The 17,957-nt window shown below is 65.3% G+C and carries 21 protein-coding genes and 1 pseudogene; 15 read left to right on the forward strand and 7 right to left on the reverse strand.

Annotation, left to right across the window (positions count from 1 at the left end; genetic code table 11):
- Positions 1–97: 97 nt before the first annotated feature.
- The 6 genes from ACQR0U_RS07745 (at position 98) to ACQR0U_RS07770 (ending at position 3,232) form a co-directional block, all read left to right on the forward strand.
- On the forward strand, positions 98–913 hold the full coding sequence (locus ACQR0U_RS07745; protein ID WP_410052597.1) for a transglycosylase SLT domain-containing protein: 816 nt from the start codon (positions 98–100) through the stop codon (positions 911–913).
- Between the two features lie 146 nt (positions 914–1,059).
- Positions 1,060–1,344 (forward strand): DUF2312 domain-containing protein, encoded by a 285-nt coding sequence (locus tag ACQR0U_RS07750; RefSeq protein ID WP_315712263.1) that lies wholly within the window; start codon positions 1,060–1,062, stop codon positions 1,342–1,344.
- Positions 1,345–1,474: 130 nt separating this feature from the next.
- Positions 1,475–1,825 carry a zinc ribbon domain-containing protein YjdM gene (locus ACQR0U_RS07755; RefSeq protein ID WP_315751729.1) on the forward strand — a complete coding sequence of 117 codons (351 nt, stop codon included), beginning with the start codon at positions 1,475–1,477 and terminating at the stop codon, positions 1,823–1,825.
- Between the two features lie 63 nt (positions 1,826–1,888).
- Positions 1,889–2,080: a hypothetical protein gene (locus tag ACQR0U_RS07760; RefSeq protein WP_315712266.1), complete on the forward strand. Its 192-nt coding sequence runs from the start codon at positions 1,889–1,891 to the stop codon at positions 2,078–2,080.
- A 477-nt stretch (positions 2,081–2,557) separates the two neighbouring features.
- Positions 2,558–2,773 (forward strand): hypothetical protein, encoded by a 216-nt coding sequence (locus ACQR0U_RS07765; RefSeq protein WP_316170439.1) that lies wholly within the window; start codon positions 2,558–2,560, stop codon positions 2,771–2,773.
- 228 nt (positions 2,774–3,001) lie between these two features.
- Positions 3,002–3,232 (forward strand): FmdB family zinc ribbon protein, encoded by a 231-nt coding sequence (locus ACQR0U_RS07770; protein ID WP_316170438.1) that lies wholly within the window; start codon positions 3,002–3,004, stop codon positions 3,230–3,232.
- Positions 3,233–3,259: 27 nt separating this feature from the next.
- Here ACQR0U_RS07770 and ACQR0U_RS07775 read toward each other — a convergent pair whose 3' ends face one another.
- The 6 genes from ACQR0U_RS07775 to ACQR0U_RS07800 form a co-directional block, all read right to left on the reverse strand.
- Positions 3,260–3,694 carry a Rieske (2Fe-2S) protein gene (locus ACQR0U_RS07775; protein WP_315712272.1) on the reverse strand — a complete coding sequence of 145 codons (435 nt, stop codon included), beginning with the start codon at positions 3,692–3,694 and terminating at the stop codon, positions 3,260–3,262.
- Positions 3,695–3,809: 115 nt separating this feature from the next.
- Positions 3,810–4,532 (reverse strand): DUF3750 domain-containing protein, encoded by a 723-nt coding sequence (locus tag ACQR0U_RS07780; protein WP_434842977.1) that lies wholly within the window; start codon positions 4,530–4,532, stop codon positions 3,810–3,812.
- Between the two features lie 132 nt (positions 4,533–4,664).
- Positions 4,665–5,507: an SH3 domain-containing protein gene (locus ACQR0U_RS07785; protein ID WP_316194145.1), complete on the reverse strand. Its 843-nt coding sequence runs from the start codon at positions 5,505–5,507 to the stop codon at positions 4,665–4,667.
- A gap of 113 nt (positions 5,508–5,620) precedes the next feature.
- Positions 5,621–6,397, reverse strand: coding sequence for a DUF2066 domain-containing protein (locus tag ACQR0U_RS07790; RefSeq protein WP_315712277.1), 777 nt, complete (start codon positions 6,395–6,397; stop codon positions 5,621–5,623).
- Positions 6,398–6,485: 88 nt separating this feature from the next.
- On the reverse strand, positions 6,486–6,782 hold the full coding sequence (locus ACQR0U_RS07795) for a copper-binding protein (RefSeq protein ID WP_315712278.1): 297 nt from the start codon (positions 6,780–6,782) through the stop codon (positions 6,486–6,488).
- Between the two features lie 893 nt (positions 6,783–7,675).
- Positions 7,676–8,527 carry a 3-hydroxybutyryl-CoA dehydrogenase gene (locus ACQR0U_RS07800; RefSeq protein WP_315751733.1) on the reverse strand — a complete coding sequence of 284 codons (852 nt, stop codon included), beginning with the start codon at positions 8,525–8,527 and terminating at the stop codon, positions 7,676–7,678.
- Positions 8,528–8,966: 439 nt separating this feature from the next.
- Here ACQR0U_RS07800 and ACQR0U_RS07805 point away from each other — a divergent pair, with 439 nt between their 5' ends.
- The 6 genes and pseudogenes from ACQR0U_RS07805 to ACQR0U_RS07830 all read left to right on the forward strand — a co-directional run bounded on the left by ACQR0U_RS07805 (position 8,967) and on the right by ACQR0U_RS07830 (position 12,834).
- On the forward strand, positions 8,967–9,431 hold the full coding sequence (locus ACQR0U_RS07805) for a DUF2231 domain-containing protein (RefSeq protein WP_315751734.1): 465 nt from the start codon (positions 8,967–8,969) through the stop codon (positions 9,429–9,431).
- A complete protein-coding gene (locus ACQR0U_RS07810; protein ID WP_434872111.1) occupies positions 9,428–10,768 on the forward strand; it encodes a PQQ-dependent sugar dehydrogenase in 1,341 nt (446 codons plus the stop codon). Before ACQR0U_RS07805 ends, ACQR0U_RS07810 begins: the two co-directional genes overlap by 4 nt.
- Before the next feature lie 38 nt (positions 10,769–10,806).
- A complete protein-coding gene (locus ACQR0U_RS07815; RefSeq protein WP_315712282.1) occupies positions 10,807–11,004 on the forward strand; it encodes a hypothetical protein in 198 nt (65 codons plus the stop codon).
- A gap of 132 nt (positions 11,005–11,136) precedes the next feature.
- A complete protein-coding gene (locus ACQR0U_RS07820; protein ID WP_315712284.1) occupies positions 11,137–11,343 on the forward strand; it encodes a hypothetical protein in 207 nt (68 codons plus the stop codon).
- A 95-nt stretch (positions 11,344–11,438) separates the two neighbouring features.
- Positions 11,439–12,233 carry a DUF72 domain-containing protein gene (locus ACQR0U_RS07825; protein ID WP_434862992.1) on the forward strand — a complete coding sequence of 265 codons (795 nt, stop codon included), beginning with the start codon at positions 11,439–11,441 and terminating at the stop codon, positions 12,231–12,233.
- Positions 12,234–12,275: 42 nt separating this feature from the next.
- Positions 12,276–12,834 (forward strand): annotated as a pseudogene (locus tag ACQR0U_RS07830) (DUF4142 domain-containing protein).
- A 31-nt stretch (positions 12,835–12,865) separates the two neighbouring features.
- On the opposite strand, the gene ACQR0U_RS07835 reads toward ACQR0U_RS07830, so the two are convergent.
- Positions 12,866–13,171 carry a hypothetical protein gene (locus tag ACQR0U_RS07835; RefSeq protein ID WP_434862950.1) on the reverse strand — a complete coding sequence of 102 codons (306 nt, stop codon included), beginning with the start codon at positions 13,169–13,171 and terminating at the stop codon, positions 12,866–12,868.
- A 442-nt stretch (positions 13,172–13,613) separates the two neighbouring features.
- Here ACQR0U_RS07835 and ACQR0U_RS07840 point away from each other — a divergent pair, with 442 nt between their 5' ends.
- The 3 genes from ACQR0U_RS07840 to ACQR0U_RS07850 all read left to right on the forward strand — a co-directional run bounded on the left by ACQR0U_RS07840 (position 13,614) and on the right by ACQR0U_RS07850 (position 17,897).
- Positions 13,614–14,351, forward strand: coding sequence for a Crp/Fnr family transcriptional regulator (locus tag ACQR0U_RS07840; RefSeq protein ID WP_315712288.1), 738 nt, complete (start codon positions 13,614–13,616; stop codon positions 14,349–14,351).
- Between the two features lie 64 nt (positions 14,352–14,415).
- Positions 14,416–16,482 carry a sensor histidine kinase gene (locus ACQR0U_RS07845; RefSeq protein ID WP_315712289.1) on the forward strand — a complete coding sequence of 689 codons (2,067 nt, stop codon included), beginning with the start codon at positions 14,416–14,418 and terminating at the stop codon, positions 16,480–16,482.
- Between the two features lie 521 nt (positions 16,483–17,003).
- Positions 17,004–17,897, forward strand: a complete 894-nt coding sequence (locus tag ACQR0U_RS07850; protein WP_315751739.1) for a hypothetical protein — start codon at positions 17,004–17,006, stop codon at positions 17,895–17,897.
- Positions 17,898–17,957 lie beyond the last annotated feature (60 nt).

Below are 17,957 nucleotides of genomic sequence, written 5' to 3' on the forward strand. Positions count from 1 at the left end.
GATGACGCGATTGCGCAAATTCTTCCTTAACCATGGACCGGCACACCGGCGGCCGAGGTAATCAGTTGCCGAAATCCCTGCCCCACGCCAACAAAAAATGCGCAAGCCGCAACGCGGCAGCCGCTGGCGCGCGCTGCGGCGCGATGCGAAGCGAATCGCAGGGCGCGGTGCGCAGTGGCTGGGCCGGACGGTGGGCGCGGCGCCGCGATGGATCAAGATCGCCTGCGGCGCCTTGGTGCTGCTCGTGACCTTCGCGCTGGTCAATCTGGCCTATCACGTCCTGCGCAAGCCGACCGAGCTGTTCGTGGTGACGGGTCATTCGCTCGACAAGGAGCCGGAAGAGACTTGGCGCCAATATGGCGCGCTGTTCCGTGAGAGCTCGACACGATCGATCACGCCGGAGCTGCTCGCCGCCCTGGCGCAGACCGAGAGCTCGGGCAATCCGGTGGCGCGCACCTATTGGCGCTGGCGCTTCGCATGGAATCCGTTCGCGCTGTATCAGCCGGCGTCCAGCGCCGTCGGCTTGTTCCAGATGACCGACGGCGCCTTTGCCGACGCCGCACGGTTCTGCATCCGGGATCGCGAGGTGGTCAGCGACGGCTGTGGGTCGCCGAGCCTGTACGTCCGCGCATGGCCGGCGCATGCGGTGGCGCTCACGGTGATCTCGCTCGACCGCCAGGTCGCTGCCGTGCTCGCGCGGCAGCCTGCTGCCAAGCCGAGTGCGCAGCAGCGGCAGGATCTCGCGGCCGTCATTCATCTGTGCGGCGCCGGGCCGGCGGCCGGGTTCGCGCGCCGTGGCTTCAAGCCGGCGGATGGCGAGCGCTGCGGCGACCATTCGGTCGCCGGTTATCTCAGCCGCGTCAATGCGATGAAGAAGCAGTTTCAGAAGCTCTCGACGGCGGAGCAGAGCTAGCGCATGGCGCCCGCTCGGCAACATCGCAGCCCGCCCGGTTCCGCGTTAAGCACGTCGGATTCACTGATGTGGGCAAAGCGCGCCCGTTAAGACATTGGCAACGAACTGCCGCGCATTTTCTCCGTCCCATTAGTACAGGAGTCACCATGTCAGAGATCGGCATTCCCGGCGCGCGCATCCGGTCCTTCATCGAGCGGATCGAGCACCTCGATGGCGAATTGGCGGAGCTGAACGAGCAGAAGAAGGAAGTGTTCGCCGAGGCCAAGGGCGAAGGCTTCGACGTCAAGATCCTGAAGGAGATCATCAAGCTCAGGAAGCAGGACCAGGACGAGCGCGACGAGCACGAGACGCTGCTCGACACCTATCTCCGGGCGATGGAAGCGGCCGAGACCGGGCCGGCCAGCAAAACCCCCGAGCGCAAGGCGGCGTGACGCTGCCGACCGACGATGGCGGCGCGCAGCCCATCTGCGCCGCGCGCTGCCCTCCCCCGGGATTTTCCTTGCCCGGTTCCATCCGAGCCTCTAACGCTGCGCTACGCTTCTGCCCGCGCCCGAGGATGAGATGACCGACGCAATGACCTGCCCGCAATGCCGCTCCGAGCACGCCTATCAGGACGGCGCGCTATGGGTCTGTCCCGAATGCGGCCATGAATGGAGCGGCGACGCCGCCGTTGCGGCATCGGCCGGCGACGACGCCAGCATCCGCGACGCCAACGGCAACGTTCTGGCCGACGGTGACAGCGTCATCGTCATCAAGGACCTGAAAGTGAAGGGATCGTCGTCGGTGGTGAAGGGCGGCACCAAGGTGCGCAACATCCGCCTGCAGGAGGCGAGCGACGGCCACAACATCGCCTGCAAGATCGACGGCATCGGCCAGATGAACCTGAAGTCGGAGTTCGTGCGCAAGGCGTAGAGCCTAGTGCTCCCGGAACATTCGCGACGCCATGGCGTTCGGATCAACAACGGGAGGATGGCCATGCTGACGGACGACCAGATCGCGACGCTTTCGGATATCGGCCAGGCGATCGCCTTCTCGCCCGACCGGCAGGACGAACTCGATGGACTGATCCGCGAAGGTTATGTCGCCAAGGACGGCGACATCTACGAGCTGACGGCGAAGGGGCAGAAGATCCTGACCGATCGAGGTGCCGGATTGAACGAGGCCTGACGGACCGGAGGCTCGCAGCACCGGGCATCGGGGCGTCGGTATCAGCGCCACCGGAAAGTCTGGCATCCGGCCAAATATCATGCGGGGAATCGGCGGTTCGTCTGCAGACACCCTTGCGAATCGAACTCTGATTCACCCAATGAACGGCGATATTCCGCCCGAAGACCGAAAACAATGTCCGCGGGCGCCGCAGGACTGCGCAGGCGCTGCCTGTTATTTGACGCAACAGGTCCGGCTCAGGCCCGGCACTCAGGCCGAACAGCACAACACGGGCAAATCGCCAATTGATCGAGCAGCAAACGCAGGCCGGTTGCCCAACGCTGCGTGATCCAAGCAGTGAATCCGTCACGCTTCTGTGGTCATGAAGTGACACCCGTAGCAATCCGTTCCGTAGCAGCACGGCGTGGATTCATAACTTGGCATGAACTCTGCTTTCCCGATCCTGACCGGGTCCCACTCTTTGGAGGCAGAATCAACGTGCTCGTCACTCTCGTCGCAATGCTATGCAACGGCCAGCTCTGCATGGAGAAGGTCGTCACCAACAGCGAGATGTCCGGCATCACGATGACATCCTGCGCCGTCAGCGCGCAGATCGGAATCGCAGACTGGATGTCCAAGGGTCCCTATCACGAGTGGCATCTGCAGAGTTACAAGTGTGTCGCCGGCAAGTACGTGCCGAAGACCAACGCCTGATCCGCTTTGTCCGTCCGGCTGGCGCCCGGATATCCGGGGCCGGCCGGCCAGGCGGAAGAGCTCTGCACTGCTGTCGAATGTTCGACCCCAGTCGCGTCGCATTCGGGACATGCGCAGCAAAAAACGCTGCCGTCAGCGTGCAAACGCGCCCTGAATCGGCGAATTCGATGCGCAATGGCGCTGGCCCGCTTCGTGCAACGCCCCTCAGCGACAATGAGGGATGACGTCATGCCGTTCTACAGCTTCCATTGCGCAGCCTGCGCAGAGGATATCGAGTTGCTGATCGGGATTTCTGAAAGGCCGGTCTGTCCGACCTGCGGCAGTCGCAAGCTGACCCGCCTGCCCTCGCTACCGGCGCCGCCAGCGCGCAGCCCCGGCCTGATCAAGGCGGCGCGCAGCCAGGCAGCACGCGAGGGGCACCTCAGCAACTACAGCCGCGCCGAACGGAAGAAGCGCTGACCCGGCCGCGGCCGCCGGCCCTCGGCCTCAGTCCGATGTGATCTGCACCTCGGGCACGTCATCCTCGGGATCGTCGATGTCGAGGCCATCCTCCTCGTCCAGATCGATCCCGGAGAGGCAGATGTCACCGTCGTCGATCACGAGCTCGACCGGGGACAACGTCCGGCCCTGGCAGGGCCCGATGAAGCATTGTCCGGTATCGAGGTCGAACTGCGCACCATGCTCGCCACAAACGAGGAAATTGCCTTCCTCGTCCATGAACTCGCCCGGATGCTTGTCGAGGCGGGCGCCCTGATGCGGGCAGGCATTCTCGAAGCCATAGAAATTGTTGCCCTTGCGCGTGACCAGGATCGGCCAAGGCTTGGCGCTGCCGTCGGGCTCGCGGCGCTGGAGAACGAAGCCCCGCGCCGCGCCATCGTCCACCTCATAGGTCGCGCAGATCGCAAACAGCGTGCTCATCATCCGCCTCTTCTCGCCTCGCCCGGCGTTCTTGGCGCATCCGCGACATCACAGGCGCGCTGAAGAGGGTCGCAGCAAGCAGCATGCCAGCCAGTGCCTGACAGGCAGATCGCGGGCCTCAGACCGCTCGCATGCCGAGGCGGCCGATCCCGGGAAATTTCAGCGCCGGCCGACGCAGATCGACGCCGAGAACTCCCCCGAAGAAGTTCAGCTCGACGCCCTCGATCCACCCGACGGTGACACCGAGATAGCCGCCGAGCGATACGAACAGACCGGTCCCGGAGGCCGTGCGCCCCCACCAGCCGTCAAAGGAGAAGTCCTTGCCGATTGCGGTTGGCGGCAGCACGGCGTTCAGCTCAGGAACCGCGTTCAGCGCCGCCTGCACGAAGGTGTTCGAATTCGGCCCCGGCCAGGCGTTGTAGTCGCCATAGGCGCGGAAGCGGTAGTTCTCGATCACGCTGCGGATCCTCGGGATCACCCGCTCGGCTTCATCGCCGTCGACGGCCAGCACTGTCTCCGGCAATGCACCGAACCAGCGACCATCGGGCGCGAAGCCATCGACCCGGATCGGCTCACCCCACGCGGTGTAGTCGTAGCGGGTGTAGCGCGGGCCGCCCTTCTCCTTCACGACGATCCAGGTGTGGACCGCGAAGATGCCACGCCAACGCACCGTGCGCGCAGCGAATACGCGCACCATCGCGTCGGCATGCTGCGCCGGCGATGGCAGCAGGCCCGCGCTCGAACGGTCCGCAGTCTGCCAGCTGCCGCGACGATCGCCGCGCAGATAGTTCGCGGCCGACAGCGAGATGGGCACGAAGATGAGCAGGAGGAAAGCGAGCACGGGCTTTTTCACGATGGGCGAGAACAATGGAGGCACCGAGGAATGACAGCCATGTAGTCATCGCGCCCGCCGTCGCCAGCGCCGGCCGGCCCGCCACCTTCACAATCCGGACACCAGGGCAGCGCTGAAGACTCAGTGCCGGCGGAAACCACCGTCCGGGCCGGAACGCCCGCCGCCGCCGCGAGGGCCGCTGACGCCGACACGCGCAGCGCCCATGGCGGGGCCGCCCCCGATATGCGCCAAACCGATTTGCGGCGAAGTCCCGATCATGCGCATGCCGCCCATCTGCGCGCGGGCGCTCTGCGGCGCACCGCTGCTTCGGCTCATCAATGGCTGCACCATGGGTGGCGTTGCAGCTCGAGCGGGAGCACCAGCCACGACCGGAGGTGCGCCGGGGCCGGCGGCAGTCGCAGGCGGCACACGACCTTGCATGCCCGAAGGCGGTCCGGATCGTTGGCCCGTGCCGGCGACCGCGACCGCTCCGGCGCCAGGCTGGATCATCCCGCCGGGACCACGACCCGGCATCCCCGGGGTCATGCCAGGCTGAGGCGGATTTTGCGCCATGACCGGCGGATGGCGATGCCAGTAGCGGTTCCAGAACGCGTGCCGATGATACCAAGGCCGTCCGAAATAGAAGCTGCTCCAATAGGTGGTCAGCGTGAAGCCGACAGTCGGCACGTACTCGACATATTCGGGCAGGTAGACGTACTGCTCACGATACAGATAGGCGAGCGTCCGCGCCGCGACCCAGCCGCGTTCGCCTCCGAAGCTGACATCGCACCATGCGCCGCCTTGAATGCAGCCATGGATGGTGATCCTGGCACCGACTGGAATGCGCTCGACGACGGGAAAACCGGGGCCGGGTCCTGCGCGCATGGTGGCCGCGGTGCGCACCAGGCCCGGCGCGGCCACCGCCAGCGAGGCGGGCGTGACAATCAACAGCGCAGCAACAAGACACGGTCTGAGTTTCACCACGGGCGCCCTCCTGTCTGTTTGCCCGAGCGAGCTCGGGCGCGAGACTCTCGCGCCCCGCATGCGCGGCTCAGGCATCCGGTCCACGGGGATGGTTGCAGACTATCGCGGCAACCTCACGGCGCTCCGTTGTCGGAGAGGAGTTGCGCTGCTCCACCGAGAGCACGGCGAAATGCCTCGTCGAACGTCACGCCACGGAATTGCCACCGATCTTGCTTGCCAGCGCGATCGAGGCGCCATTGCGTGACCCAGCCCAGTTCGGCATCGTCCCAGGTGAGATCGCCAAAGAGCATGACATCAGCGCCGGGAAACCACGACGCAACCGCCGCGGGCTGGACATCGTTCAACTTGGTCCGCTCAATAGCGGCCTTCGAGACCTCGGAGGCGCTTGGCAGAGCGATCTCGAGTCCACGCTTGACGGCGGCTGCGCGCAGCGCGTCGCGCTGCAGATCGGACCTCCGGTCGTCGGATGCAACGAAGAAAGTACGACCGCCCGACGTCATCGCCACGATCACGGCAATCGACGGGCGCGGCGCCGGCCACGGCTTGATGTTCAAGCTCGCAAGCAACTGATCGATCCGCGCGCGATCGAATGACACAGTCAAGTCATACGGACGGTCGCGCGTGCCCTGCTCGTCGTGCTTCGGCTTGCCCGACATCTGATCGTGATAATCGAAGCCGGTGACGAACTCCGCTGCCCGCGCCTCGAGTGGCGCGAGCCTTGCGTCGTTCCTGAGCTGAAATGCACCGGACACCTTGATCAGCACGTCTTCCAGACATGCTGCAAATGCCGCCCGGCGATTGTCCTCGCCCTGACCGGTCACGACCGTCTGCGCCTGGTACAGGTCGGTCGGAGCCGCATTCGCAATAGTGCAGGCCCCGACGACCATCATCGCCCAGAGCCCGAGACGCCATACGCCCCAACCGCGGAGAGCACCGCACTGCCTCTGCCTCATCGCGCCCTCGATCCGGCTATGTCGGCTATTTCTGCCGGTCGAGCTTGACGATCGTCGGTGTGGCGGCGTCGGACGTCGAGAACGTCACGCGATCGCCGGCGTGGATGTTCTCGATCATGGCATTGTCCTTGATCTTGAACTCCTGGGCCGCTCCGGCCGTGTTGGCACCGACGGTCCCGTTGGGAACGCGCTTGATCGCGATCGTGCCGTTGAGACGGTTGATCCCCGTGACCATGCCCGCCGTGTCTTGCTCCGCTGCCAGAGCGGGCCAAGTCCCCGCAAACAGGGCGACCGTCGCCAGAGTAATGCCAACTGCTCTCATCGCTGTTCTCCTGCCTTGCTTCTCGCGGCAAACAAAACACCACGAATTCTTTGGTTCCCGGAACCTTCAGCTTCGTCGCTGACGACTTTGGGCCGTCTAACGCGCCACATCAATGCGCCGTGCAGCCCGTTTGTCGCCCCCAAGCACTACGCCTACATAAAACATGCTGATCGTCTCCGCCGCTGCGGACGACGCGCGCTCGACCGGGCGCAATCGCGAACCTTCTTCGACCGACACGGCTCGGCCACCCTCATGTAGTGATTTGCACGGATTTGTCATCAGACCAGCGCGTGATCAAAGTTTTCCTGCACTCGCAGTATCGACGCCCCGTAACGCCGAATTCATCAATGCGTCAGGATGCGCCTTGACAGCACAGGCAGCCGGGAGGACGATAACCGCGTCGTCCAATCTCGGTGGCCGTTCCTGACGACGCCGCGATGTCCGAACGACAACAAACCATCTGATTGCAGGGAGGTTCTATGACTCCACCTCCGTACCAGATCCGCTGAGTGCGACGGGACTCGCTTCGGACCATCGCATAGCGGAAAATCACGAACGGCACGCCGGGTCGCGGCTTAGTGGGCTGCATCAGCGAGGCATGGCCCCTTGCCCGCCCGGCGCTGTGCCGTCCATCTGGATCACTTCAGCGCGAGCTTTGTAGCTATCTGCGGCTCGAGGCCCGATACTCGGGTTGATACTGCGCAACGCGAACATTGGAACGTGTGATCAGTCGATCGCGTGCAGCAATCAGTTGACCAATGGCAGCCGAGATACCCGCTCGCGGCATCGCCGCATTCCCAATGTCCCCGACCAATGTCCCCGAAACGAAATCCTTCATCGCCTGATGCACGGCGGGTGCAGGCGTCACCCGCCGCCGACGCAATCTGCCGCAGCTACTTGCTGTAGTCGTAGAAGCCCTTGCCGGTCTTGCGGCCGAGCTGGCCTGCGGCCACCATCTCCTTCAGCAACGGCGCCGGCCGATACTTCGGATCGTTGAAGCCGTTGTAGAACACCTCCATCACCGACAGCATCGTGTCGAGACCGATCAGATCGGCCAGCGCCAGCGGACCGATGGGGTGATTGCAGCCGAGCTTCATGCCCTCGTCGATGTCGGCCGCGGTCGCAATGCCTTCCGAATACGCGAAGATCGCCTCGTTGATCATCGGGCACAGGATGCGGTTTACGGCAAAGCCCGGGCTGTTCTTCGCGGTGATCGCGACCTTGCCGATCCGCTTGGCGAAATCGGCGGCGGCCGCATGGGTCGCATCCGAGGTCTGCAGGCCGCGGATCAGTTCGAGCAGCGCCATCATCGGCACCGGATTGAAGAAGTGCATGCCGATAAAGCGGTCGGGCCGGTCGGTGGCGGTGGCCAGCTTGGTGATCGAGATCGAGGAGGTGTTGGTCGCGATCAGCGCCTCGGGTTTCAGACCGGCAGAGAGGTCCTTGAGGATCTTGAGCTTCAACTCCTCGTTCTCCGTGGCGGCCTCGATGACCAAGTCGCAGTTCGACAGCTTCGCCTTGTCGGCGGTGCCGGTGATGAGCGACAACGCCCTGTCCTTGTCGGCGGTCGTCATCTTCTCCTTCTTGACCAGGCGATCGAGGCTGGAGCCCACCGTCGCCAGCCCGCGCGCCACGGCCTGCTCCGAGATGTCGACCATGACGACCGGAACGCCCGCGGCGGCGCACACCTGCGCGATGCCGTTGCCCATGGTGCCTGCTCCGATGATGCCGACCGTCTGAATCATTGCCGCTTCCTCTCAATCTCGTATCCGCGGGGACCGCCCCGTCCTGCGCAGTTGCTTAACAGGCTATCGGCCGGCCGGGTAGACCCAAGGCGGCGGGCTGAGAAGGGGCCGGCTGCCCCGCGGTTCGACGGCACCGGGAGCGAACGGTCGCCCCGGGGTCCAAACCAAGAGCCGGCAGACAACTGGCACGGCGCCCAGCCAGAGCCAGCCGCCCGCACCCGCGCCGACGGCGCCGCGCAACGACGCGGCCGGCGACAGCGCGCGCGGCACCGGTCCGCTGAACAGGACCGCTGACCGACACGCCGGCACGGGCGCCCGGGCGGCGGCGGCCGTCGCGTGACGTTGCGTGAGCGCCACGCCAAATCCGTCGGTGTCATCGGAACACCTGTTGAGGCCGACGGTTCTCCACGCTGCAACAGGTCCAATCGAGGAGACGGCCGTGGCGACCGCCGAAACCACCCGACCATCCCCGGAGCCAACGGCGCAGATCGCACGGCATCCGATCCATCCGATGCTGGTGCCGTTCCCTATCGTCTGCTTCATCGGAGCGTTCGTCACCGACATCGCCTATTGGCGGACCGCTGAAATCATGTGGGCGGATATCTCCGCCTGGCTGCTGCTGGTCGGACTGATCATGGGCGTGCTGGCCGGCATCGCCGGGCTCATCGACTTCCTTGGCAATCGGCTGATCCGGTCGCAGGCACCGGCCTGGCCGCACATGGCCGGCAACCTCATCGCCCTGGTGCTGGCCTTCTTCAACAACTTGGTCCATTCACGCGATGCCTGGACCTCGGTCGTGCCGACCGGCCTCATCCTGTCGCTCGTCACGGTGCTGATCCTGCCCGTCACCGGCTGGCTCGGTTGGTCGCTCGTGTATCGTCACAGGGTGGGAGTCGCACGATGACGCCGTCCGGCTCCTCCCGCCTCGCGCCTCTGCTCACAGCCCTCCTGCTCGGAATATCCGCGCTTGCTCTCACCGCGTGCAACGAAGGCGGCGATCCGAACGCCGAGATCGGCGCCAACGTCAAGCTCCCCGCATTGACGCAATACCTGTTGCCGCCGATGAACGTCGCCACGGTGGTCGGCTGGAAACAGGGCGAGACTCCCAAAGTCGCGCCGGGCCTGAAGATCGAGGCGCTCGCGACCGGCCTGCAGCATCCGCGCTCGCTCTACACGCTGCCGGACGGCGACGTGCTGGTGGTGGAATCGAAAGCGCCGCCCCCGCCGCCGGCGAAACGGCCGAAGGACATCGTGATGGCTCTCGTCGAATCCTGGGCCACATCGGGCGGCGACACCGGAGCGAGCAACCGCGTCACATTGTTGCACGACGCCAATGGCGATGGCATTCCCGAGCAGCAGAGCCTGTTCATCGACCATCTCAATTCGCCGTTCGGGATCGCTCTGGTCGGCAACGATCTCTACATCGCCAACACCGACGCCATCGTTCGATATCCCTACACGCCGGGCGAAACCCAGATGAAGGACGCGGGCACGACGCTTGCCGCGCTGCCGGGCGGCCCGATCGATCATCACTGGACCAAGAGCCTGGTGGCGAGCCCCGACGGCCGGTTGCTCTATGTGGGCGTCGGCTCCAACAGCAACATCACCGAGAACGGCATCGAGACCGAGAAGAACCGTGCCGCCATTCTCGAGGTGGATCGCACCACGGGACGCTGGCGGGTATTCGCGAGCGGCCTGCGCAATCCGAACGGATTGAGCTTCGAGCCGCAGAGCGGCGCGCTGTGGACGGTCGTGAACGAGCGTGACGAGATCGGTCCGGACCTCGTGCCCGACTACATGACCTCGGTGAAGGACGGCGGCTTCTATGGCTGGCCATACAGCTATTACGGCCAGCATGTCGATCCCCGCGTGCAGCCGCAGCGGCCGGACCTGGTCGAAAAGGCCATCGTCCCGGACTACGCGCTCAGCTCGCATGTCGCGCCGCTCGGCATGACGTTCTACACCGCCAGCGCACTGCCGCAGGCCTATCGCGGCGGCGCGTTCGTCGGCGAGCACGGCAGCTGGAACCGCACGCCGTTGAACGGCTACAAGGTGGTCTACGTCCCCTTCGATGGCGGCAAGCCGAACGGCGAAGCCCAGGACGTCGTGACCGGCTTCCTCAATGATCGGAACGAGGCGCGCGGCCGGCCGGTCGGTCTCGCCGTGGACAAGACCGGCGCCCTGCTGATTGCCGACGATGTCGGCAATACGGTCTGGCGCGTCACGGCATCCGGCGGCTGACGGCCTTCAGCCCAATGACGCGAAGAATGGAGGACGATATGGGACTGGCTCAATACGCCATCGTTGCGGTCGGCGATCATTGGAGCGTGCTGCATGACGGCAACGCCCATGGCGACTACGCGACCAAAGAGGCTGCGTTCGAATCCGCTGCATCAGCTGCGACGCTGGCCATCAAGCAAGGCCACGAGGTGCATCTCAGCGTTCCGGGCAATGACCCCGATCGCTCGAACAACTAATCAGCACCACAACACTCATCGTGAGTTCCGACGGGACCTCCAGGGATAGTGAAGTGCACGCTAACGTGTGTTAGCGACAGCCCCTCGGCAGGGCAGCAGACTCATGTTCGGAGGATCAACAGGAGTTTCGCCATGAAGGTCACCCGGAACCGGCGCAAGCAGACAGTGTCGTTCCGCCAGCGGCTGCAGCAGGCTGCAGCCGCTGCCCGCGAGGCGGCAGCACGTCTTCCCGCAGGCCCCGAACGCGACATCATGCTGAAGAAGGCGATGCAGGCGGAGACGGCGGCGCATATCAACGAGCTGTTGAGCGCGCCGGTGCTGCACGCCGCGGAGCGCTAGACCACGCGCCGTATCGTCTGCTGCGGCTTTGAAAGGAACCCGAACGCCATCACGACGCTTTGCTTTCGAGGTCTTGTCTCGGCGAGAGGACGATGATGGCCCGGGTCGTGATAGGCACATCGGGATGGCACTACGAGTCCTGGCGCGGCGCGTTCTTTCCGCCGGGACTGCTGATCAGACATCGGCTGCCCTACTACGCCAGCCAGTTCGAGACCACCGAGCTGAATGGCGTGTTCTACAGGACACCGACGGAAGCTGCCGTCCGCGGCTGGCGCGATCAGACCGGGCCCGATTTCGTTTTCGCCTGGAAGGCCTCCAAGTTCATCACGCATTGGAAGCGCCTGTCTGCGCGCTCGGTCAACAGCATCGCGCTGATGGAGAGCCGGCTGTCGCTGCTCGGCGACAAGGCCGGCCCCGTGCTGTTCCAGCTGCCGCCGCAATTCGAAGCGAATCCAGAACGGCTCGAGTCGTTTCTGCCGCTGCTGCCGACGCACCGGCGCTACAGCTTCGAATTCCGTCACCCGAGCTGGTACACACCGGCCATCATGCGCCTGCTGAGGGATTCGAACATCTCGCTCTGCCTGTCGGACCATCACGACGCGCCGGCACCGTGGAGGCGCACGGCCGATTTCGTCTATGTGCGCGGCCATGGTCCGGGCGGCCGCTACAAGGACAACTATCCGGACGCGACACTCGAGGCCTGGGCCAAGCGCATGCGCGCCTGGGCGTCGCGCGGCATCGACGTCTACGTCTTTTTCGACAACGACCAGAAGAGCGCGGCACCCGCCGACGCTCTGCGGCTACGTCGGCTGCTCGCGGCGTCTTCTCACCGGGCAGGCCGCGCAGCGCGCGCCAGCTCGTCCGAACATCGTGCACATCTCTCGGTTTAGGTCTGCAACCAACGAGAGGAACGATCCGCGCGACGCACACTCATCACGCTCGGCTGCCTGGTGCTGGCGGGCCCTGCCCTCGCCCAATCCGTCGGCGAAAAGACCGGGGTGAATTCGGCGCTCGGCATTGCGCCGATCACCGAGGACTTCGTCAAGCAGGTCGCCATCAGCGACATGTTCGAACTGCAAATTGAACCAGTTCGGCGAGCAGAAGGGCAACGCGCAGGAGAAGAGCTTCGCCGCGCAGATCGTCAAGGATCACACCAAGACTTCGACCGGGCTGAAGAGCATGGTCGAGAGCGGCAAGGTCAAGGTCCAGCTGCCCGCCGTTCTCGACAGCGCGCATCAGAGCAAGCTCGACAAGCTGAAGGCAGCGAGCGGCAAGGACTTCAGCTCGGATTTCGACGACATGCAGGTCAGCGCCCACAAGAACGCGGTGTCGCTGTTCGAGCGTTATGCGAAGGGCGGCGACAATCCGGCGCTGAAGGAATGGGCCGGCAAAACCCTGCCGGCCCTGCAGCATCATCTCGAAATGGCGCAGAACCTCGACAAGGGCAAGCGAGCGAACGATATGAGCGCCGGTCCGAGCTGGCCCTCATGATGTTCGGATGCCGTGCCGTGCAGTCCCGTCGTCAGGCGGCGCGGACGGAGGATTGCCGAGTTGATCGATGCTCGACTCGATCCGTTCGCGATCGACCTCGATCCGGCCTTGCGGCGCGGTCGACCATCGTGCGCACGTCGGTGAGCTTTGCCTTGGCAGCGCTCAGTCCGTCGAAGATGGCTTGGCTGTCGGAGAGCGTCTCAACGGCCGCTTTCGCTTTGGCGAAGGCGGCGTCGGCCTGCTGCCCGGCCTTGTCGACGGACTTGATCGCTTCGGTTCTGCTCGCGTAGGCGCGATAGTGAGATACCAGCACCTCGCCCCCCGAGAACACAGGCAAGCGCCGTGACCGAGAGCATCGATGCCGCAAAGAGCTGACCGGCTCGCATTGATGCATTTCCAGTTGCTTGTTTTGATCAACCCAGAAGCCGGAACTAAGGGGGCCTTAACTACACAGGTTTCGCCGAGCGCCAGATCGCCGCGATCACGCATCGGGTCCCGTAATTTCACGGGCTTCGACGGTGATGCCGCATCAGATTTCATGAGAGTTCCACGACAGGGGCGCGAAGGACTGGTCGGACTCGCGCGATGTTGCCCAGCTCCGAGCATCGCTGAGGGCAGGAGCATCGCCAAGATGCCGCAGCAGTCCCCGGCTGCGGGCCGCACTTTGGTTCCGCGCGCAGGTGCAGAAAGATCAGCGGTCAACGCGGTATCATGCTAACATAAGTTATTGAAGTCGCACCGAATGGAACCCCAATAAACCAACTCGGGGGAACCACTCTTTGAGTCATCTGGTCCGCAAGCTCGAGAATTTCGTCCGCCTCTCTGCGGCCGACCGCCTGATGCTCAACCGCGCGGCGGCTCAACGGGTAAGGACCTTCGCGCCACGCACCGACATCGCGCGCGAAGGCGAGAAGCCCAAGGACGTGCATCTGATCCTGAACGGCTGGGCCTGCCGCTACAAGCAGCTCGAGGACGGCCGCCGCCAGATCGTCTCGTTCTTCCTGCCTGGCGATATCTGCGATCTCAACATCTTCATCCTGCGCGAGATGGACCATTCGATCGGCACCATCACGCCGGTGTCGATCGCCGACCTGCCGCGCGAGTTCTTCGACGAGATCAGCGCCGGCTATCCACGCATTGCGACGGCGTTCTGGTGGGAGACGCTGGTCAACGCCGCAATCCAGCGCGAATGGACCATGAATCTCGGGCAACGCACCGCGTCCGAACGCATGGCTCACCTGTTGTGCGAACTGTTCTTCCGGCTGCGGCTGGCGGGCCTGGCCGACGACAGCAGTTGCAGCTTCCCTCTCACCCAGGCAGATCTCGCCGAGGCGACAGGCCTGTCGAAGGTCCACGTCAACCGCACGCTGCAGGAACTGCGCGCCAGCAACCTGATCGTGCTCAAGGGCAAGATGCTGGTACTTCCGGACCTCGAGCGCCTGATGAGCGCCGGCCTGTTCAACGCGAATTACTTGCATTTGGACCGCGAAGGCCGTCAGCTCGACGCGAATGAGTGAGAGGTTCGGAGCGCTGGCGCTTGCGCTATGCTGACCGTGTCGGCACTCTGCCGGGGAAACGGCGATGGTCGAACAGCGCATGGTGGACGGACCCTTCGAGCAGGAGATCGTGCAGCGCCTCGGGCTGATGCCCAACCTGTTCAGGTCGGCGCCGTCGGCGCCTGAGGCGACCCGACAGCTCTGGCAGTTCGCCAAATGCGCCTATCTCGACACCCCGCTTCCGGCCCTTTTCAAGGAGCGGCTCGCCGTCCATCTGTCGCGCCTCAACCGCTCGCCTTATTGTCTGACCCGGCATTTCGGATTTCTGGTCGGATTGGGCAAGCCCGCGGGTGACTCGACGTCTCGCCCGGAGACGATCGATCGGGCGCGTCACCTGCTCGCGCGGCCGCTCGCGGATCCCGCGCGCGCCGCGGCGGCGCTCGACCGGCTTGAACTCGTCCAGCCCCCGCTCGACATCCCGGAGCCGGGCAGCGATGGTGAGGCGGACCTGTTCGAGGCCGCGTCGGTGCTGTTCATGCAGCGTGCTGATTCCGACCGCTCGCGGCGCGCAATCCGACATGCCTTCGGCAACACCAGGTTCGATCTGCTGGCGGCCTTCCTCGCCTATCTGCGCACAGCCCATTTCTGGGCCGATGTACACCTGCTTGCGATCGATTCGGACGTGCTTGCCCTCGCACAGACCGATCCCGAGCTTGCCGTCTGCCTCGGGTGCAGCGAGCTGCCGGAGGCAGGGCCGTCCGCACGGCAGCCGCATTCGAACGGCGGCGATGCCGGCGATCATCGGCTGCGCCGCCTCCTCGAGATCGATTCGGTCGGCGTGCTGTTCTTCGATCATGCAGCCGGCACCCTGATCGACGCCAACGAGGCCTTCTTGGCGATGACAGGCTATTCGCGCCAGGACATCGACAGCGGCGAGCTGACCTGGAAGAGCCTGACACCCCCGGAATGGATGCGCACATCGAGCGACCAGATCGAGCTGCTGCGGCAGACGGGCCGGATCGGTCCCTATGAGAAGCAGTATTTTCGCAAGGACGGGGAACGCGCCTGGATGATGTTCGCCGGCCGTGACCTCGGCGACGGCACCCTGGTCGGGCTCGCGATGAACATCGACGACCGCAAGCGCACCGAGGCCGCGCTGCGCGACAGCGAGGCGCGCTTCCGCCAGTTCGGCGAAGCATCCTCCGACGTCGTGTGGATCCGCGATGCCGAGACCCTCCGCTGGGAATATCTCAGCCCCGCATTCGAGACGATCTATGGCGTCCCGCGCAGCGCTGTGCTCCGCGGCGACCATCTGGCATCGTGGACCGAGCTCATGCTGCCGGAGGACCGGCCCCGCGCCATCGAGAGCCTCGAGCGCGCCCGGCGTGGCCAGCGCGACAGCCTGGATGTCCGTATCGTCAGCCAGCCGGACGACGTCACGCGCTGGCTGCGCATCCGTAGTTTTCCCATGGTCGACGAGCTGGGACGGGTGCAGCGCATCGGCGGCATCACCCAAGACATCACGGCGCTGGTCTCGGCCTCGGAGCACCAGAAGCTGCTGCTCGCCGAGCTGCAGCACCGCGTCCGCAACATGCTCGCCGTGATCCGCTCGATCATCCGCCGCACGGGCGACTCGAGCGACAGTGTCGAGGATTTCGCCAGTCACCTCGAAGGCCGCATCACAGCGCTGTCGCGCATCCAGGCGGTCGTCACGCGCGATCCCCTCGCCGGTTTCGATCTGGCCGAACTGATCGCCGATGAGCTGCGCGCCGGCGCCGCGCGCGAGGACAGGCAATTCTCGCTGTCGGGCCCCCAGGTGCGGCTGAAGCCGAAGGCGGCCGAGAGCATCGGGCTTGCCATGCACGAGCTCGCGACCAATGCACTGAAATACGGTGCGCTGACAGTGCCGCGGGGCTTCATCAGGATCGAATGGCGGCTCGATGAGCGCGACGCGGCCGACTGGCTGGTCATCGACTGGACCGAGACCGGCATGTCCGGCCGTCCGCTGGGTGCGCAGCGCCAGGGTTTTGGAACCGTGCTGCTGGAACAGATGCTGCCGTACGAGGTCGGTGCCCGCGTTGTCCGGCGCTTCGAACCGAGCGGCCTCTGCTGCGAGATCCGGGTGCCCACGGGCGACATTCTCAAGCGTTGACGGGCCGATCGACGCTTCATTTCGCGGCACCGGTCGGTAACAATGGCCAGGATCTCGCCGGCACGGCGAAACGCCGTCGGCATAGCCTTCGCGGTGCATTCGGGGTATGCTCCGCCTGCGGCCAGAGGTGGAGGTCGCATGGGTCGCGCAACCGCCATGTCTTCGCCTTGGTTGGGGCGGATATGACCAAGTGTCGATGAGAATGGGAATCAGCAGAGCGTCGGCGCGACGGAACGATGATGGGACGTTCCCGAGTATGCGGCTCTGGCCAAGATGGATCACCGTGAACATGCAGATGCGTGGGCACGAGGGACAACCGGTATCCAGGTTCTGTGCTGATGCGGCCGGAGAGGCCGAGCGTTTCGTGGCGCAGTCGTCATCCGACGTTGGTGTCACGAAGCGTCAGTACGATGCAGCGTGAGTACGCGAAGCGTGGGTGCACGAGGCGTTGGTAGGACGACGCATCGGAACAGAGCCGAGCGCCGCCTGCGAGGCGGACGACAACGGAGGACGGAGCGTCAATGCTTGCAACGACGACCAAGGACGGCGATCAGCAGCCTCATGCCGTGATCGATCCCGAGATCGTGCTGGCGGCCCGCGCCGATCGCACTGCCGCCGAAGCGGACAGGCGCAGCTCGCAACGGCCACCGGACGTGCCCTCGCCGAAGATCGACCCTGACTACAGGACGCAGGCGACCAGCGACTTCGCAGTCACCGGAGAGCGCAGCACGTTCGCCACCTGGGCCGTGCGCACCATTCTGGCGGTGCTGTTCGCGGTCGGCAGCGCCGTCGCCGCAGCCGCCTGGCAGAGCTATGGAGACCAGGCCCAGGAGATGATCGCGCATTGGATGCCGCGGATCTCGCTGGCTTCGAACGCCGACAAGGATGCCGCGGCACAGCCAGCCGCGACCGCGCCCCAGCAGGCGGCCGCAGAAGCGCCGGCCGAGGTGCAGGAGCACGCAACGAGCGCGGTTGGCGCGACCTCGCAGGAGCAGGCGCAGTTGCTGCAATCGATGGCCCACGACCTCGCTGCCTTGAGCCAGCAGATCGGCGAGCTGAAGACGAGCCTCGCACAGCTGAAGGCCGGGCAGGAGCAGATGGTCCGCGACATGGCGCGGGTCGCCGAGGCCAAGTCCAGCGACAGGCCCGCCGAGCGGCCGAGCGAGCGGACCGCGGAAGCACGGTCGTTCGATCCGCGCGCCATCGAGCAGACGATCCGGCCGCGCCCGGCCGCGCGCCCTGCAACGGCGGCCGTGACCCCGGCACAGCCTGGTGCGGCGGCACCGCACCGGCCGCGCATGCCGCCGCCGGCCGCAACCAGCATGGCCCCTCCGCCGCCCGCCCCGATGCCGCTGCCGTCGGCGCCGGTCGATCCGGATCAGCCCGTGGTGCGCCCGCCAATGCCGGTGCGCTGAAGGATCCGCACAGGCGCCCGCGCTGGTCCGCGCCGATCGGCGCGGCGGTGATCGATGTCG

The organism is Bradyrhizobium sp. HKCCYLRH3097 (assembly GCF_051167875.1).
GTDB lineage: Bacteria > Pseudomonadota > Alphaproteobacteria > Rhizobiales > Xanthobacteraceae > Bradyrhizobium.

Bases quoted from the DNA above. Each gene is read 5' to 3' on its own strand.
- ACQR0U_RS07745 (WP_410052597.1), top strand. From the start codon at position 98: ATGCGCAAGCCGCAACGCGGCAGCCGCTGGCGCGCGCTGCGGCGCGAT.
- ACQR0U_RS07750 (WP_315712263.1), top strand. From the start codon at position 1,060: ATGTCAGAGATCGGCATTCCCGGCGCGCGCATCCGGTCCTTCATCGAG.
- ACQR0U_RS07755 (WP_315751729.1), top strand. From the start codon at position 1,475: ATGACCGACGCAATGACCTGCCCGCAATGCCGCTCCGAGCACGCCTAT.
- ACQR0U_RS07760 (WP_315712266.1), top strand. From the start codon at position 1,889: ATGCTGACGGACGACCAGATCGCGACGCTTTCGGATATCGGCCAGGCG.
- ACQR0U_RS07770 (WP_316170438.1), top strand. From the start codon at position 3,002: ATGCCGTTCTACAGCTTCCATTGCGCAGCCTGCGCAGAGGATATCGAG.
- ACQR0U_RS07775 (WP_315712272.1), bottom strand. From the start codon at position 3,694: ATGATGAGCACGCTGTTTGCGATCTGCGCGACCTATGAGGTGGACGAT.
- ACQR0U_RS07790 (WP_315712277.1), bottom strand. From the start codon at position 6,397: ATGATGGTCGTCGGGGCCTGCACTATTGCGAATGCGGCTCCGACCGAC.
- ACQR0U_RS07795 (WP_315712278.1), bottom strand. From the start codon at position 6,782: ATGAGAGCAGTTGGCATTACTCTGGCGACGGTCGCCCTGTTTGCGGGG.
- ACQR0U_RS07800 (WP_315751733.1), bottom strand. From the start codon at position 8,527: ATGATTCAGACGGTCGGCATCATCGGAGCAGGCACCATGGGCAACGGC.
- ACQR0U_RS07810 (WP_434872111.1), top strand. From the start codon at position 9,428: ATGACGCCGTCCGGCTCCTCCCGCCTCGCGCCTCTGCTCACAGCCCTC.
- ACQR0U_RS07815 (WP_315712282.1), top strand. From the start codon at position 10,807: ATGGGACTGGCTCAATACGCCATCGTTGCGGTCGGCGATCATTGGAGC.
- ACQR0U_RS07820 (WP_315712284.1), top strand. From the start codon at position 11,137: ATGAAGGTCACCCGGAACCGGCGCAAGCAGACAGTGTCGTTCCGCCAG.
- ACQR0U_RS07825 (WP_434862992.1), top strand. From the start codon at position 11,439: ATGGCCCGGGTCGTGATAGGCACATCGGGATGGCACTACGAGTCCTGG.
- ACQR0U_RS07845 (WP_315712289.1), top strand. From the start codon at position 14,416: ATGGTCGAACAGCGCATGGTGGACGGACCCTTCGAGCAGGAGATCGTG.
- ACQR0U_RS07850 (WP_315751739.1), top strand. From the start codon at position 17,004: ATGCTTGCAACGACGACCAAGGACGGCGATCAGCAGCCTCATGCCGTG.